Consider the following 16,320-nt stretch of genomic DNA (forward strand, 5'->3'; position numbering starts at 1 on the left):
GGTTTATAAACGGGAATTTCCTCACTATGTTTTTCATCGATGAAAAACCCACAATGGGATTCCTTTCAGCTATTCGTGCAGGTCGCTCGCTTCGGCGGGCTGACGGGCGCCAGTGCATCGAGCGGGCTCAGTCCCGCCACGATTGGCCGTCGCATGCTCGATCTCGAGCATGAGATCGGCAAGGCGCTTTTCATCCGCAGCCAGAAGGGTTACAGCCTCACCGCGGATGGCCAGGTCCTTTTGGATCATCTGCAGGACATGGAGGCCGCGGCGCGCAAGATTGACGCCTGGCGGCAGGCCGGGAGCGTTGGTGCGACGGTCAAGGTTGCCGCCGGCACTTGGGTCGCGTGGCTTCTGACGGAGAATTTCGCCGCGATCCGCAAACCCGGCGATGCCTTCGCTATCTCTTTGACGGTCGGCGAAGCGCGCGCCAACCTCAATTACAGGGAAAGCGATATCGGCATCCGCGCCTTCGAGCCCGAAGAAAGCAACCTTGCCGCCCGCCTGCTGGGCGAGGTGGCCTACGCTGTCTATACGAGACGCAATGTTGACGCGACCGAGGACAGGTGGGTGGCCGTCTCCGAAGAGGATGCGATCTCGAACTATCTCCGCTGGCCGCACCGCAATGCAGGCGGCTTGATCGTTGCAACGGTCAACCGGCCACGCTCGCTGCTGGAGCTGGTGAGAGGAGGGGCGGGCAAGGCGGTCTTGCCATGCTTCGTCGGCGACCTCGATCCCGAACTGCAGCGTCTTGGCGGCGAACTGCCGGAATTGCGCCACCGGCAGTGGATCGTCATGAACAACGAGGATCGGCACCGGCCGGAAATCCGGACCGTTGCCGATCGCATGACGAAATTGCTGAAGAGCTATATCGATCTGTTTGCGGGCAGGCGCGCCAGCCGAAGTTGAGGGCGCCCGCCGCGATCTCAGTTGCGCCCCGCGACGATGATGGGGATCAAAAGATCTCCCCAGTTACCGTCGCCGCCGTGGTGTCTCGCCGAGCGAACGATCTCGACGGAGACACCGGCATCGACCGCCTTCATGACCGACTGGTTCAGTCGGTGCAGATCGTTGGCGAGCGTGCGGATCGTCGTCTGCTGGTCTGTGGTCATGCAGGTGGACTGTTCTTCAGCGCGTTCCTTGACGCGTGCAAGAGTAGGCATGGCATTCTCCTCCTTGGTGCGATCATTCTGCTGCTGGTTTGAACTGTGCATGTTCGGTGGATTCCCTCATCGCCGTAGTCGACGAACGTCCGCCGGTGATGGCCATCGAAACGGCATCGAAGTAACCGGTGCCGACTTCGCGCTGATGCTTGGTCGCGGTGTAGCCGTTGATCTCCGCCGCGAACTCCGCCTCCTGCAATTCGGAATAGGCAGCCATCTGCCGGTCCTTGTAGCCGCGCGCGAGTTCGTACATGCCGAAGTTCAGCTGGTGGAAGCCGGCAAGCGTGATGAACTGGAACTTGTAGCCCATTGCGCCGAGTTCGCGCTGGAACTTGGCGATCGTCGCGTCATCCAGGTTTTTCTTCCAGTTGAACGACGGCGAGCAGTTGTAGGCGAGCAGCTTGCCGGGATGCACCTTGTGGACCCCCTCGGCAAAACGGCGTGCCTGCTCGAGATCCGGCTTCGACGTCTCGCACCAGATGAGATCGCAGTGCGGTGCATAGGCGACGGCACGGGCGATGCACGGCTCGAGCCCGTTGCGAACCTGATAGAAGCCTTCGACCGTGCGGCCGGCATCGTAGTCGACAAAGGGCTGGTCGCGTTCGTCGATATCTGAGGTCAGTAGCTTGGCGGCTTCCGCATCCGTGCGGGCAATGACGAGCGTCGGAACACCCATGACGTCGGCGGCGAGGCGAGCCGCATCGAGGTTGCGGATGTGTGCTGCGGTCGGGATCAGGACCTTGCCGCCGAGATGGCCGCACTTCTTCTCCGACGCCAGCTGGTCCTCGAAATGGACGCCGGCTGCACCGGCCTCGATATAGGCCTTCATGATCTCGAAGGCGTTCAGCGGGCCACCGAAGCCTGCTTCCGCGTCAGCAACAATCGGCGCAAACCAGGTCTCGACGGAGAGGCCGTTCTGCTCTGATGTTTCGATCTGATCGGCGCGCTGCAGGGTCCGGTTGATCCGCTTGGCCAGTTCCGGACCGGCGTTTGCCGGATAGAGGGATTGATCCGGATACATGGCCGAGGCGGTGTTGCTATCCGCGGCGACCTGCCAGCCGGACAGGTAGATTGCCTTCAATCCGGCGCGAACCATCTGCATCGCCTGATTGCCCGACAGGGCTCCGAGAGCATTGACGAAATCATCCTGATGCAGAAGCTGCCACAACCGCTTGGCGCCCATTTCCGCGAGGGAATAGCGCAGTTCGACGGAGCCGCGCAGCCGCTTGACGTCATCGATCGAGTAGGGACGCTCAACCCCATTGAATCGCCCAGCTGGAAGGTCCCGGTGCAGCTTGTCAAATTCTGTCATCTTATGCTCCTTGCAGATTGAGTGGTCAGTTTGGATGATTGACAGAATTTACAGATCCCGGAAAAAGACCAGAGTTTTCTATGGAGTAGCCATCAGAAACGAGTTAGGATGCAAAGCCTTGACAGGCTGGCTCTGTCAATTTGTAAAGTATTGTAAAGTTATCTGAGCGGACTTTTGTAAAGGATTGTCACATGGCGGAGCGCAAGATTTTTGCGGGGCCAAAGGTCCGGCGCATTCGCAACGGCCTCGGTTTGACTCAGTCAGCGATGGCCGAGGAGCTTGGCATCTCTCCATCCTATCTCAACCTTATCGAGCGCAACCAGCGGCCACTGACGGTGCAACTGCTCCTGAAGCTGTCGTCGGTCTACAAAGTCGATCTGGAGGAGCTGAGGGACGAGAGCGGCGGCAGCCTCAACCAGCTGCGCGAGATTTTTGCGGATCCGCTCCTGGCCGGCGAGCTTCCCGGCGACCAGGAACTCGTGGAGGTCGCGGAGGCCGCGCCCAACGCGGCAAGCGGCATCATCAAGCTGTACCGGGCCTATATCGAACAGGCGAGCCGCCTGTCGGACCTGACGTCGTTGACGGCCGGCGCGGGGCAGGTACCGCTCGCCGGTGCGCGGCTGCCGGCCGACGAGGTCCGCGATATCATGGAGCGGCGCTCCGCCTATTTCTCTCAACTGGAGGCTGCGGCGGAGACCTTCCTGGCCCGCTTTGCCGAGACGCGCGATCTGCCGGCCGCGTTCAGGGAGTGGCTGCGGGCGGAACGCGGGATCAGCGTGCGTGTCCTTCCCGTTCACGTCATGCCCGATCTGCGGCGCCGCTTCGACCGGCACTCGATGCGGCTCTTCGTTTCCGAGCGCCTGTCGCCGGCCGATCAGGCGCATGAGATCGCCATCGAGGTGGCAACGCTCGCCTTGCGTGATGCGATCCTGGCGGAACTCGATGGTCTGGCGCTGTCGACGCCGGAGGCGAAGCGGATAGCGCGCTTCGAACTCTGTCGTTACGGCGCCTTGGCGCTTGCCATGCCCTATGGGCCATTTCTCTCCGCGGCCCAAGGCAGCCGGTACGATCTAGATATCCTCCGTTCCCGCTTCGGAGTTTCCTATGCGCAGGCCGCAGCCCGGCTGGTCATGCTGCAGCGACCGGGCGCTTCGGCGATTCCCCTCTTTATGATTGAGATCGACGCCGCCGGTCACCGACTGCGGCGGGCTGGGGCGCAGGGTTTCCCGCATTCGCGTTTCGGCGGCGGCTGTCCCAAGCTGAACATTCATGCCGCCTTCCTGCAGCCGGGCCAGATCCTTGCCGAAACGGTCGAAATGCCGGATGGCGCCCGCTATCTCACGGTCTCCCGGACGCTTGAAGGGCCGAACGCCGCGTTCGGCGAGCGCATCAGGCGCACCGCATTGCAGATCGGCTGCGACGCTGCGGCCGGCGAAGCGTCGGTCTATGGCCAGGTCGCAACGTCTCAGCAGCCAGTTGCGATAGGACCTGCTTGCCGCCTTTGCGAACGGCGCGGATGCCTCTCACGCGCCGAGCCGCCGGTCACACGACCATTGGGCCTCGACGAGATGGTTGCGGGCCTCAGCAGCTTTGATTTTCAATGATTGTGAAATGATTGAGAGTGCAGGTTTTTGCGCTTGTGGGCTCTCAAAAACATTTCTAGTCTGCTTGCAAAACCAGAGGGTCGGCGTCTACAGGCGCCACAAAGCAAGAAGAAGACAGGAGATATCATGAGGTCAACATTCGCAAGACTTGCAGCGAGCGCCGTTGTGCTTGCATTCGCCGCTGCGCCGTCCTTTGCGCAGGAGCGGGTGGTCAACGTCTACAACTGGTCGGACTATATCGACAGCTCCATCCTTGAAGACTTCACCAAGGAAACCGGCATCAAGGTCGTCTACGATACCTTCGATTCCAACGAGACGGTTGAAACCAAGCTGCTCGCCGGCGGTACCGGCTATGACGTTGTCGTCCCGAGCGGCGACTTCCTGCAGCGCCAGATCCAGGCCGGCGTCTTCCAGAAGCTCGACAAATCCAAGCTGCCCAACCTTTCGAATATGTGGGATATGATCCAGCAGCGCACCGCCATGTACGACCCCGGTAACGAATACGCGGTGGACTACATGTGGGGCACCAACGGGATTGGATACAACAAGAAAAAGCTCGACGAAATCCTCGGGCCGGACGCAAAGGCGCCGGGCCTCGAAGTCATCTTCGATCCGAAGGTTGCGGAAAAATTCAAGGACTGCGGCATCTATGTCCTCGATGCGCCGAAGGACGTCCTGCCGTCTGCATTGACCTACATCGGACTTGACCCCAATTCGAGCAAGCCGGCCGATCTGCAGAAGGCCGGCGAAATGCTGGAAAAGGTACGGCCCTTCGTTCGCAAGTTCCACTCCTCGGAATACATCAACGCCTTGGCGAACGGCGACATCTGCATCGCTTTCGGTTATTCCGGCGACATCTTCCAGGCTGCCAACCGTGCGACCGAAGCCAAGAACGACGTGGAGGTCGGTTACTCCATTCCGTCACAGGGCGCGCAGATGTGGTTCGACATGATGGCGATCCCGGCGGATGCCAAGCATGTTGCCGAGGCGCACGAATTCCTCAACTACATGATGAAGCCTGAAGTCATCGCCAAGGCCAGCAACTACGTATTCTACGCCAACGGCAACAAGGCGTCGCAGCAGTTCATCGACAAGGAAATCCTCGAAGACCCATCGGTCTATCCGAGCGAGGACGTGATGAAGAAGCTCTATAGCGTCACCCCATGGGATCCGAAAACGCAGCGCACGGCGACCCGGATCTGGACGAAAGTCGTCACCGGCCAGTAAAGAATATCAGGCCCGGACGGCAACGCCCGGGCCTTTCCTTATCATGCCGATTGCGGGGACGTCGGTTCTCAAAATGACTTTTCGGGGCACATAATGAAGTCACTTGGCAATATTCGCCGTTCCTTTGCGCCGTGGGCAGACCCGGCATCGAAGCCGTTCATATCGTTCAATAACGTCACGAAGCGGTTCGGTGACTTCACCGCCGTCGATGACCTGTCTCTGAATATTTATCATCGTGAGTTCTTTGCCCTGCTTGGGGCTTCCGGATGTGGGAAATCCACGCTGCTGCGCATGCTTGCAGGCTTCGAGCAGCCGACCTCGGGCGAAATCGTCCTCGACGGCACCGACATGGCTGGAACGCCACCGTACAAGCGACCGGTCAACATGATGTTCCAGTCCTATGCGCTGTTTCCGCATATGACGGTGGAGAAGAATATCGCCTTCGGCCTGCGCCAGGATGGCATGCCCAAAGAGGAGATCACCGAGCGCGTTCTGCAGATGCTGAAGATGGTGAAGCTCGAGAAGTTTGCCACGCGCAAGCCGAACCAGCTGTCCGGTGGCCAGCGCCAGCGTGTGGCCCTGGCGCGTTCCCTTGCCAAGCGACCGAAGGTGCTGTTGCTCGACGAACCGCTTGGCGCGCTCGACAAAAAGCTGCGCGAGGAAACACAGTTCGAGCTCATGGACCTGCAGCAAAACCTCGGTCTGACCTTTGTCGTGGTCACCCACGACCAGGAGGAGGCGATGACCATGGCGGACCGCATTGCGGTCATGAGCCACGGAAAGGTCATCCAGGTCGCGACACCGGCGGAGATCTACGAGGCGCCGAATTCCCGCTTCGTCGCCGACTTCATCGGCGACGTGAACATCTTTGATGGCAAGGTCGCGAGCACGAACGACAGCACCGTCGAGATCGCCGTCGACGAAAATTTCTCGATCAGTGTCGTCACTCCCGAAAAGCCGGCAATGGGCGCGCCAGTCGGCTTTGCCATCCGTCCGGAAAAGCTGAAGGTCTCGCGCAAGCCGCCAGCCAATCCAAGGGTAAATGCGGCGTCCGGGGAGCTGTGGGACATCGCCTATCTCGGCGACATGACGGTCTTCYACGTGAAGCTGAAGAGCGGCAAGGTGGTCAAGGCCTCGCTCCTCAATGCGCAGCGCGCTGTCGACGACCCGTTCACCTACGACCAGGAAGTCTGGATTACCTTCGCCGAGGATGCCGGCGTCCTCCTCAAGGATTGAACCATGGGCAAGCTCGGTTCCGCGTTCTACAATCGCCTGGTCATCATCATTCCCTATGTCTGGCTGCTGCTGTTCTTCATGGCGCCGTTCTTCATCGTCTTCCGCATATCGCTCTCGACGACGGCAATCGCCATGCCTCCCTACGAGCCGGTCTTTGGTCTGGCTGACGGCTGGGCCGAGTTCTGGGCGAAGATGCGCACCTTTTCCTTCGAGAATTACAGCTATCTGCTCGACGACCCGCTCTATTTGAACGCCTACATATCGAGCGTCGTGATCGCTGGCGTATCGACGTTCCTTACGCTGCTGATTGCTTATCCGATCGCCTACGGCATGGCCCAGGCTCCACGCAGCATCCGTCCGACGCTACTGATGCTCGTCATCCTGCCGTTCTGGACGAGCTTCCTGATCCGCGTCTACGCCTGGATCGCAATCCTCAAGCCGGAGGGATTGTTCAACCAGCTGCTATTGTCGGTGCACGCCATCGATACGCCGTTGATCATTCTGAACACGAATGTCGCGGTCTACATCGGCATTGTCTATTCCTATCTGCCGTTCATGGTCCTGCCCCTCTATTCCTCGCTGGAAAAGATGGACGGCACCTTGATCGAGGCCGCGCAGGATCTCGGCTGCACGCCGATTACCGCATTCTGGCGGGTAACCTTCCCGCTGTCGCTGCCAGGTGTTGTTGCCGGATGCATGCTGGTGTTCATCCCCGCGGTTGGCGAGTTCGTTATCCCCGACCTGCTTGGCGGATCGGAGACGCTGATGATCGGCAAGACGCTGTGGAACGAGTTTAACTCAAACCGCGATTGGCCGGTGTCCTCGGCGGTGGCGACGATCCTGCTCTTGATCCTGGTGATCCCGATCGTGTTCTTTCAGAACGCGCAGGCCAAGGCCGACGAGCAGGGGAGATAGACATGCTGAGATGGACCCGTTTCAACATCGCCTCCGTCGCGCTCGGCTTTGCGTTTCTCTATCTGCCGATCGTCCTGCTGGTGGTGTTTTCCTTCAACGAGTCGAAGCTGGTGACTGTCTGGGGCGGCTTCTCGACCAAATGGTACGTCTCGCTCCTGCACAATCAGGCTCTGCTCGATGCCGCCTGGGTGACGATCCGCGTCGGCCTCCTTTCGGCCACGGCGGCAACGGTCCTTGGAACGCTCGCCGCGATCGCCTTGGTGCGCTACACGCGCTTTCGCGGCCGCATGCTGTTTTCCGGCATGGTCTATGCACCGCTTGTCATGCCCGAGGTGATTACCGGCCTGTCGCTTCTACTGCTGTTCGTGGCGATCGGTTTCGACCGCGGCTTCTGGACGATCACGCTGGCGCACACCACGCTCACCATGTGCTTCGTCGCCGTCGTTGTGCAGTCGCGACTGTTGACGTTCGACAGGTCGATTGAGGAAGCGGCGCAGGATCTTGGCGCACCACCGGTGCGGACCTTCTTCGAAGTGACGCTGCCGATCATCGCGCCTGCCGTGCTTTCCGGCTGGATCCTCGCCTTCACGCTGTCGCTGGATGACCTCGTCATCGCGAGCTTCACCTCCGGCCCTGGGGCGACGACGCTGCCGATGAAGATCTACAGCCAGGTCCGTCTCGGGGTAACGCCTGAAATCAACGCGGTCTGCACCATTCTCATTGCAGTCGTGGCGATTGGCGTGATCTGCGCCTCCACCATCACGAAACGCCGTGAACTGCAGCGCGAGCGTGACGAACGTGCGGCTGCAAACGCGCCGTGATTATTTGGTCGATCCCTGCTGCGTGACGGGAGCCGGGGAGATCACCGGCTCCGGCCACGCGCCGCCAACGAAGAACGGCAGAGGCGGGAAACTCGTCGATGCTGTCGGGTCAGTTGCTTCGATCGTCCCCGACAGTGCCAATCCATTCGAGTGGTATGGGATGACGCCGGAAAGGATCAGCGTCTGCTGGGGACCTTCGATACGGCCGCCATGGATGGTCGCCACGCCATCGGCGAGATCGGCGGCGATGTCGAAATTGTCAAAGGCAAAGGCACGGTGGGATACCGCGTTCAGCGTGAAGAAGTCCGCGCGCGTGGCTTCTTCGCGTACCGCCTCCGCATCGAAGCCCGGAAGCGAGCCCGAGCGCGCGCGGAAAGCGATCCTGCCCGTCACGTCGCCGGCTTCGACCTTCCAGAGCGGCTTTGTCGTTTTGATCGACATGTCGAGAGAGCCGGTGGCAAGGGGGAGTGGCCCCTTCAGCTGAAGCCGCTCGATCAGCCCGGCGAAGTCGGCGCCGCGGATCGACAGTTGCAGTTTGCCGCCGCCGTCGAAATCACCGCGCATCGCCTCAAGATGAGCGGACAGGGAGCCGCCTTCAAACTCGCTGTCACCGATGTCGAACTTTGCCTCGTTGCTGGAAACGATGATGCCCGCTCCGACATCGGAGAGGATGAAAGGTTCGATGAGGGCCTGTTTCGCGGAAAGCCGGAGATCAAGATCGAGTTTCTGCAGCGCACCGCCATCAGGCCGTCCGCCAGCCTCGCCGGCGGCCAGACGAAGCACGAATGCATCGAAGAGCGACCTGAAATTCATCTGGTCGAAGGCCAGCGTGCCGCCGAGTTTGGCGCGTTTGCCTGGCGGAAAGGCCACGTCCATCACGCCCTTCGCATTCGACCCATTCATGCTCATATTGACATTGTCGAAGCGGAATCCGTTCGCAACCGAAGCGACATCGGTCTCGATCGAGAAGGTCTTGAGGGTCGCGATACCCGGCAGCGAGCGGTCGGCCCATGTCAACAGTGCCGGCAGATCGGGGATGTTCAGCGCCATGTTGCCGGAGAGGTCAAAGAGATGCGAGATGTTCGCGAGTCCCTGGAACCGTGCCGTGAGCAGGCTCGAAGTCAGCGATCCGCTCATTTCGGCCTTGTTGCCGCCGAAAATGAGAAGCGGGCTGGGGGACGAGAAATCGAGCTTGAGATCCTGCCCACTCATCCGTGCGATCAACACGGCGGTAATCGGACTCGACAGTTTGCGCCAGCTGACGTCGGCGGTCACACCCTCGAAGCGATAAGTCCTACCGCTTGCGACATCGGCGACGTTGATGGTGCCATCCTCAACTGTGATGGCACCGACGGCGGCATCCAGTTTCCGATCTAGAACCTCTCTTCCACCTTCCTCACGCGCGCCTGAGATCGCTCGCGCCAGAAGCCCCTCATTGGTCCAGTCGATCACGCCGCTGCTTTCACGGGTGAGTTGCAGGTTTGGGCGGAAAAGGTGGAACTCGTGGAAGCTCGCGCGCCCTCGGATCGCATCGATCAGGCTGAACTCGGCGGAGAGGCTTTCGATCGTTCCGAGCAGCCTATTGCTGTCGCCTTTCTGGTGAACCGAGATCTTGCTGAGGGTGATGCGAGGCGTCGGCCAGAATTCGATGACCGGCTTGCCCGCGACCTCGGCACGATAGCCGGCCCATTTGGACAGGGCATCCTCGATGCCGGAGCGAACGAGGCCGGTTGAAATCAGGTAGGGGGCGGCGACACGAAGCGCCACGAAGATCGACAGGACGACAAGCAGGGTGACTGTGGCAAGCCGGGCGAAGCCAGGCAGCCAGCGTGACACGGGTCTGAATTTCTTCCGCCATCGCGGTTGTCTTGACGTACCCATGAATTCCGCCGGTATTTTCGGCCGTCGCCGCCGTTAATGCTCTGAAATGCCCGATATATCAAATGCAAGCTGCATGCAAACGCGAGCCTCTGACTTTGCTCGTCACTCCCTTTATAAGCTGATATTGCATGGTATACAGGCGAACAAATAGGAGAAGTCTCGAATGCGCGACGATAAGCCACTCTGGATGCCTTGGCGTACATCGGTCGAAGCGAGCCCGATGTACGCCTTCATGCAGCAGTGCAACCGTGACTTCGATCTCTCCCTGACAAGCTACCATGATTTGCACGCTTTTTCTGTCGCCGACAGGGAACGGTTCTGGACATCGGTCTGGGAGTTCTGCGGCGTCAAGGGCGAGCGCGGAGCACGCGCGCTCCTCGATGGCGATGTCATGCTCGATGCGCGCTTCTTCCCGGATGCGACGTTGAATTTTGCCGAGAACCTGCTTTCCGGAGAAGGCGCTGACGATGCACTGATCTTTCGGGGGGAGGACAAGGTTGCCGATCGTTGGAGCTGGGACCGGCTGCGTGGCCTGGTTTCCAGGTTGCAGCAGGCATTCAAGGCAATGGGGATCGGTCCCGGAGATCGGATTGCGGCGATGATGCCGAACATGCCCGAGACGGTGGCCTGCATGCTGGCGGCCGCGTCGATCGGCGCGATCTGGTCGTCCTGTTCGCCCGACTTCGGGGAGCAGGGTGTTCTTGACCGGTTTGGCCAGATCGGGCCGAAGCTTTTCATCGCCTGCGACGCCTATTGGTATGGCGGCAAGCTGCAGGACGTGAAGGCCAAGGTGGCGACCGTGACGAAGCAACTCGGCGCGCCATGCCTCGTCGTCCACTATGCAGGGGATGCCGCCGCGGTCGCAGACGAAACACCCGGCGCCAAGACGCTGGACGACTTCATCGCGCCCTTCGAGCCACGTTCTGTCGAGTTTACGCGCCTGCCCTTCGCGCACCCGCTCTATATCCTCTTCTCATCGGGAACGACCGGCGTTCCGAAGTGCATCGTCCACTCGGTCGGCGGCACATTGTTGCAGCACCTCAAGGAACACCGGCTGCATTGCGGAATTCAACCCGGCGAGAGGCTTTTCTATTTCACCACATGCGGCTGGATGATGTGGAACTGGCTGGTGAGCGGCTTGGCGGCAGGTGCCACGCTTTGCCTTTTCGACGGCTCGCCTTTCGCGCCTGACGGCAATGTGCTCTTCGACTTTGCGGCAGCCGAGAAGTTTGCTGTTTTCGGGACCTCGGCGAAATATATCGACGCGGTGCGCAAGAGCGGGCTGACGCCGCGCACCACTCACGACCTCTCCAGTCTTCGGCTGATGACATCGACCGGATCGCCGCTCTCGCCGGAGGGCTTCTCCTTTGTTTACGAAGGCATCAAGGAAGACGTGCAACTCGCATCTATTTCCGGTGGCACGGATATTGTCTCCTGCTTCGTCCTCGGCAACCCCTTGCAGCCAGTCTGGCGTGGCGAAATCCAGGGGCCGGGCCTCGGCCTGGCGATGGATGTGTGGGACGACGAGGGCCGGCCGGTTCGCCAGGAAAAGGGTGAACTCGTCTGTACAAAGGCCTTTCCGTCGATGCCCGTGATGTTCTGGAACGATCCTGATGGGGCGAAGTACAGGGCAGCCTACTTCGAGCGTTTCGACAATGTATGGTGCCACGGCGACTTCGCGGAGTGGACCGCGCACGAGGGCATCATCATTCACGGGCGCTCTGACGCCACCCTCAATCCCGGCGGCGTCCGCATCGGAACCGCGGAGATCTACAATCAGGTCGAACAGATGGGCGAAGTCGCGGAGGCTCTCTGCATCGGCCAGGAATGGGATGACGATGTCCGCGTGGTTCTGTTCGTGCGCCTCGCGCCCGGCGTATTCCTGACCGATGACCTGACGAAGGCGATCAAGAGCCGCATTCGCACAGGCGCCTCGCCACGGCATGTGCCGGCAAAGATCATTGCCGTCAGCGATATTCCTCGCACCAAATCGGGGAAAATCGTTGAACTTGCGGTGCGCGAGGTCGTCCACGGTCGGCCGGTCAAGAACAAGGAGGCGCTTGCCAATCCGGAGGCGTTGGATCTCTTCGCGGGGCTTGCCGAACTGCGCGCGTGAGCAACGGGTGCAACCGGCCACTACAAGCTTTCACCGTTAACAGATTGAAGGCGGCGGCAACTTTTCGTTAAGAAACGTTGGTCATGAATGAATTTAACTTGGGGCTGCAGATGAACGAGGCAGCCGGAGCCTTGGGCTCCTGAAACATGATGTTGCTTAACTAAGCCCTTGTTGAACAGCACACCCCAACTCTCAGGCAGCCCCTCCGGCTGCCTTTTTTGGTTCAGCCTGCAAGGACCCGCTGTGACGGGAAGGCGATCTCTACCAGCGTGCCTTCGTTGGGTGCGGAACTGATCGCGAAAATGGCCCGGTTGGCATCGACCATCGCCTTGGTCAGCGGCAGGCCGAGTCCCGTACCTTCGCCACGCGGCCGAGACTGTGCGGACACCTGACGGAACGGCTTCATGGCTTGGTCCAGTTCGCTCCGTGTCATGCCGACGCCGGTATCGCGCACCCGCAAGACGACGCTGCCGTTTGCCTCATAGGAGGTGGAGACGACAATCTGTCCGCCCGCCGGCGTGAACCGTATCGAGTTCGACAGGATGTTGAGTGCAATCTGCTTGACCGAACGGAGGTCGGCGACGACGTCAGGCACGGCCTGGGATAGGGCTGTGCGGATGATGACTCGCTGGCTGTTGGCCTGCGGCTGGAGGAGGGAGACCGCCTCCGAAACCGCCTCGTTCAGGTCGATGGCGCCGAAATCGAGGTCCATTTCGCCGGCCTCGATCTTCGAGATATCCAGCAGGTCGTTGACGATATCGAGGACATGGCGTCCGGAACGACCGATGTCGTTGGCATACTCGACATAGCGCGGATGCCCGATCGGGCCGAAGCGCTCGCTAGCCATCATGTCGGAAAAGCCGATGATCGCATTGAGGGGCGTACGGATCTCATGGCTGACGCGCGCGAGGAAGTCGGTCTTGTGTTCGCTCGCCGTCTCCGCTGCGCTCTTGGCGCTGCGCAGTTCATCCTCGGTACGCTTCCACTGGGTGATATCGCGGATGACCGCGCAATAGCCGCTCGAGGAGGTGAGGCGTCCCATCGTCATGAACAGCGGCACGAAGCCGCCGCCGGCTTCGCGTCCGATGACTTCACGGCCATCGTTAAGCACGCTTGCGACGCCGTGGCCCGAGAGGCCGCCGAGGTAATCGAGCACAGCTCTTTGGCTCTCATGCGCAAACAGCATGACGAAGGGCTTTCCGCGGGTCTCGTCCTCATCGTAGTTGAACAGCGCGCTTGCCGAGCGGTTCATCGAGCGGATGTCGCCTTCAGCGCCGATCACCACGACGCCGTCGGTCGCCGTTTCCAGGATCGAGCGCAGTTCTTCGACTTCCACCTGCAGCTTGGCGACCTTCTCCAGCATCCTTTCGAACGAACGAGGCTCTGCGGGCGGCGCAGGGCGCGCGCGAACTGCCGCGTCGCTTGCCGCCGGCATCAACGCCAGCATCAAGGCGCTGCTTTCCTCCCAGCGAATGGACTGCAGCCGCGCCGTGACCGGAACGAGACTATCATCGACCGTTACCAGCATCATCGAACCGGAGCGGCCGGCACTTCCTTCGAGCTCCGAGCGCTGCAGCAGCGCATCGATGCCACCGACCTCGCCCAGGGCTTCCAGCGACTTGTAGCCGGTCAGTCGCATGAATTCCGGGTTGGCGTGGATCAACTGGTCGCCCGCATGCACGAGGACGGCGACAGGCAGCTGGTCGATGGCAGCCGCGGACAGGCCGGCGCCCATCTTTGCGCGCGGCGGAATGAAGCTCGCCAGCATATCCATCTGGCTGACGGTTTCTTCCAACCCCTCGGTCACACCGTCGTCGGGTGCGGAGGCCGAAGTGACCGTCTCGGGTTCGTTGACAGAAGGCTGTGCCTCGTCACCCTCTTTCTGTTCAGGCGAGGCGTCTACCGAATCGTCCTCGAATGCGGAGGATCGATCATCATGCATACTGGCCTTCGGCGTTTCCGCTGCCGCGATGTCGCGCTTCCCGGTTTCGCTTACCCGAGGCTCGTCGTCGCTGTGCGGCTCGCGAACGCCGAAGGCTTCGAGACGCTTGGCGATCTCGCGGAAATTTGCCTGCTCGGCGGAGGTGAGCTGCGGCCCGGCCCCGTGGAGCTGTACGATCTTGTCGGTCAGGCGGCGGCTCGGACTTTCGACGATCCGCAGGGCCGGCGGCTCTGCTGATGGTTGTGGTTTCGTCGGCTCGGGTGTCGCCTCAATGTCAGCTTCGGTGGTTGCGGCCTCTTCTGCAGCCGGCTCGAAAGCCGGGGCGGCCGTCTCCACCACCGTCGGCTCGCTGGTCGCCACTTCATCGGCGAGCGCCGACAACGCTGCGTCTTCAGAGGTTTCCGCCTGCTGCTCGAGCGCTGCCGCGTCGATGCCGTTCGGGCCAAGTGTCAGGCCTAGCGCCAAAGGATCTTCGGCGGCATCGGACAGGCGCACGACACCGAAGCCGCGAAAACCGTCGAATTCCCGGCTTCGGGTGTAGGTGGGCAGGGCCGCGAGGTCGACCGGGACCGCCAGACTCGTCCCTTCGATCGGCCAGTTGATTGTCTTGCCCGACCATGTGTCGCGCCGCGCCAGAGCTTCGCTGATCTTGCCATCGGGATCGAGATTGAAGAGTGCCGAAATATCGCTGAAGGGCGTGCCGACGACGTCAGCCGCATGTGGTCCGACCGCCTCGGCAAATTCGCTCGACACCTCGCTGAACCGTCCCGCCGCGTCGATTTTCCAAACAAATCGGGTCGCGCGGCTATTTGGATTGAACACAAAGGTACCCGCCTTGGCGGCCCGGGCTGGCTCCGACTGCTCTATCTCAGGGGCGACGGCGGCATCCTGATCGGCGGCGGCTCCGACATGTTCGGTTGCTGGTGCTTCCGCAGGACTGTATGCGACGGCAGCGGCCACAGCGGGTTCATCCGTCACGCGTTCCGGCGTTGTCTCGGTTGCGTTCGGTTCCTCGGCAGCCTCGTCCGTCGGAGCCGGCAGCGGTTCGGCTTCCTGGCCCATCGCTTCAGCGCCGATCGCCTCCTCGGCGATTGCGGCAGCTTCCGTGGTCATGGCTTCGGGTTCGCCCTCATGATTGTTCTCCTCGGGAAGCTCTTCCATGTCCTCGATGCCAGCAATGGCATCGATCGCGTCGACAAAGCTCGCGACCTGCGGTGCCTCCTTATGGTTAACGGCGGCTGTGGAAAAGTCCTCTGCGGGCGCCTGAGAGTCGATCGGGTCGAGATGCCCGATGACGGTTTCAACGGCGAATAGGAGATTGAGGGCCGGCTCGTCACTCAGTCGTCCGACGGCGGCCGGAAGGAGGCCCTTGCCGGTGGCAACGGGCCGTTTCACCAATCGGTCCGCGTGGCCGCCCGCAAGCGTCGTCATGGCCTTGGCGGTTTGCTCCGTGACGCCCAGCGCGGCAAAACCGGGCGACGCGGCGATGATTTCGCCGTCGGCGCCGATCACAGCCATATGCGTATCCGGATCGTCGAGTCCCTTGAGCATCCGTTCGGCGGATGCCTTGATCGACAGGGCGTTGGTCGCAACCGGCAGGGACAGAAGAACCGCGCGCTCCCCGGAGGAAAGGCGGATCAGTTCGACAGTTGCCTGAACGGCAACACGTTGGAAGCCCCGGGCAATGCGGATCATAAAGTTGCGGCTGTCGCCGACATTCACGAGCTGCCGGGCTGTGGCTTCCAGCTGGCGAAAGGTGATGTCAGCCGCATTTATGCCTTGGTCGAGCAGATCGTAGACCGCCGATTGCCCGAAGAGCTCGGCGCCGGCGCCGTTCGCCCAGAGCGCGCGGCCGAGATCCGCCGACAGCAGCACCATCGCTTCGCCACGCGAAAAGCGTTCCCGTACCCGGGCATGCACGGCGATGTCGATGAACGGGTACTGCACTGCGGGCATGATCGAACCTTCGGCTTCGGTCATCGTGAAAATTAATAGTCTATTAATAACGATAGCCCGGAACGGGGTCCAGAACGGCGTCCGGCTTTCGGCTGGAAAGGTTAACGCATTGTGCGTCGCACAAGCATGTTGCAATGCACAAAAATC

11 protein-coding genes are annotated in these 16,320 nt (G+C 61.1%); 7 read left to right on the plus strand and 4 right to left on the minus strand.

Annotated elements, in window-relative coordinates; genetic code table 11:
- The first annotated feature begins 39 nt into the window (after positions 1-39).
- The gene (locus tag AC1DE4_RS10995; RefSeq protein ID WP_025659503.1) at positions 40-909 is read left to right on the plus strand and encodes a LysR family transcriptional regulator; all 870 of its coding nucleotides are present in this window, start codon (positions 40-42) and stop codon (positions 907-909) included.
- A gap of 17 nt (positions 910-926) precedes the next feature.
- Here AC1DE4_RS10995 and AC1DE4_RS11000 read toward each other — a convergent pair whose 3' ends face one another.
- Together AC1DE4_RS11000 and aceA are read right to left on the minus strand one after the other, a co-directional pair.
- Positions 927-1,163: an SMc00767 family acetate metabolism repressor gene (locus AC1DE4_RS11000; RefSeq protein ID WP_025659502.1), complete on the minus strand. Its 237-nt coding sequence runs from the start codon at positions 1,161-1,163 to the stop codon at positions 927-929.
- A 22-nt stretch (positions 1,164-1,185) separates the two neighbouring features.
- Entirely contained in the window at positions 1,186-2,475 is a 1,290-nt protein-coding gene (gene aceA / locus AC1DE4_RS11005) for an isocitrate lyase (RefSeq protein WP_018856837.1), read from the minus strand.
- Between the two features lie 191 nt (positions 2,476-2,666).
- On the opposite strand from aceA, the gene AC1DE4_RS11010 reads away from it, so the two are divergent.
- From AC1DE4_RS11010 to AC1DE4_RS11030, 5 genes are all read left to right on the plus strand, one after another.
- Positions 2,667-4,079 carry a helix-turn-helix domain-containing protein gene (locus AC1DE4_RS11010; protein WP_025659501.1) on the plus strand — a complete coding sequence of 471 codons (1,413 nt, stop codon included), beginning with the start codon at positions 2,667-2,669 and terminating at the stop codon, positions 4,077-4,079.
- Positions 4,080-4,205: 126 nt separating this feature from the next.
- Positions 4,206-5,306, plus strand: coding sequence for a polyamine ABC transporter substrate-binding protein (locus AC1DE4_RS11015; protein ID WP_037215550.1), 1,101 nt, complete (start codon positions 4,206-4,208; stop codon positions 5,304-5,306).
- A 93-nt stretch (positions 5,307-5,399) separates the two neighbouring features.
- Complete coding sequence (locus tag AC1DE4_RS11020; RefSeq protein WP_477881342.1) at positions 5,400-6,542, plus strand: ABC transporter ATP-binding protein; 1,143 nt, start codon at positions 5,400-5,402, stop codon at positions 6,540-6,542.
- Between the two features lie 3 nt (positions 6,543-6,545).
- Complete coding sequence (locus tag AC1DE4_RS11025) at positions 6,546-7,457, plus strand: ABC transporter permease subunit (protein ID WP_025659500.1); 912 nt, start codon at positions 6,546-6,548, stop codon at positions 7,455-7,457.
- A gap of 2 nt (positions 7,458-7,459) precedes the next feature.
- Complete coding sequence (locus tag AC1DE4_RS11030; protein ID WP_025659499.1) at positions 7,460-8,278, plus strand: ABC transporter permease; 819 nt, start codon at positions 7,460-7,462, stop codon at positions 8,276-8,278.
- Here the strand turns inward: AC1DE4_RS11030 and AC1DE4_RS11035 are convergent, their stop codons facing one another.
- A complete protein-coding gene (locus tag AC1DE4_RS11035; RefSeq protein WP_025659498.1) occupies positions 8,279-10,159 on the minus strand; it encodes an AsmA family protein in 1,881 nt (626 codons plus the stop codon).
- 163 nt (positions 10,160-10,322) lie between these two features.
- Between AC1DE4_RS11035 and AC1DE4_RS11040 the strand changes: the two genes are divergently transcribed.
- Complete coding sequence (locus AC1DE4_RS11040; RefSeq protein ID WP_025659497.1) at positions 10,323-12,275, plus strand: acetoacetate--CoA ligase; 1,953 nt, start codon at positions 10,323-10,325, stop codon at positions 12,273-12,275.
- 223 nt (positions 12,276-12,498) lie between these two features.
- Here the strand turns inward: AC1DE4_RS11040 and AC1DE4_RS11045 are convergent, their stop codons facing one another.
- A complete protein-coding gene (locus AC1DE4_RS11045; protein ID WP_025659496.1) occupies positions 12,499-16,173 on the minus strand; it encodes a PAS domain-containing sensor histidine kinase in 3,675 nt (1,224 codons plus the stop codon).
- Positions 16,174-16,320: the final 147 nt, after the last annotated feature.

This window comes from Rhizobium sp. 10N414 (genome assembly GCF_056394785.1).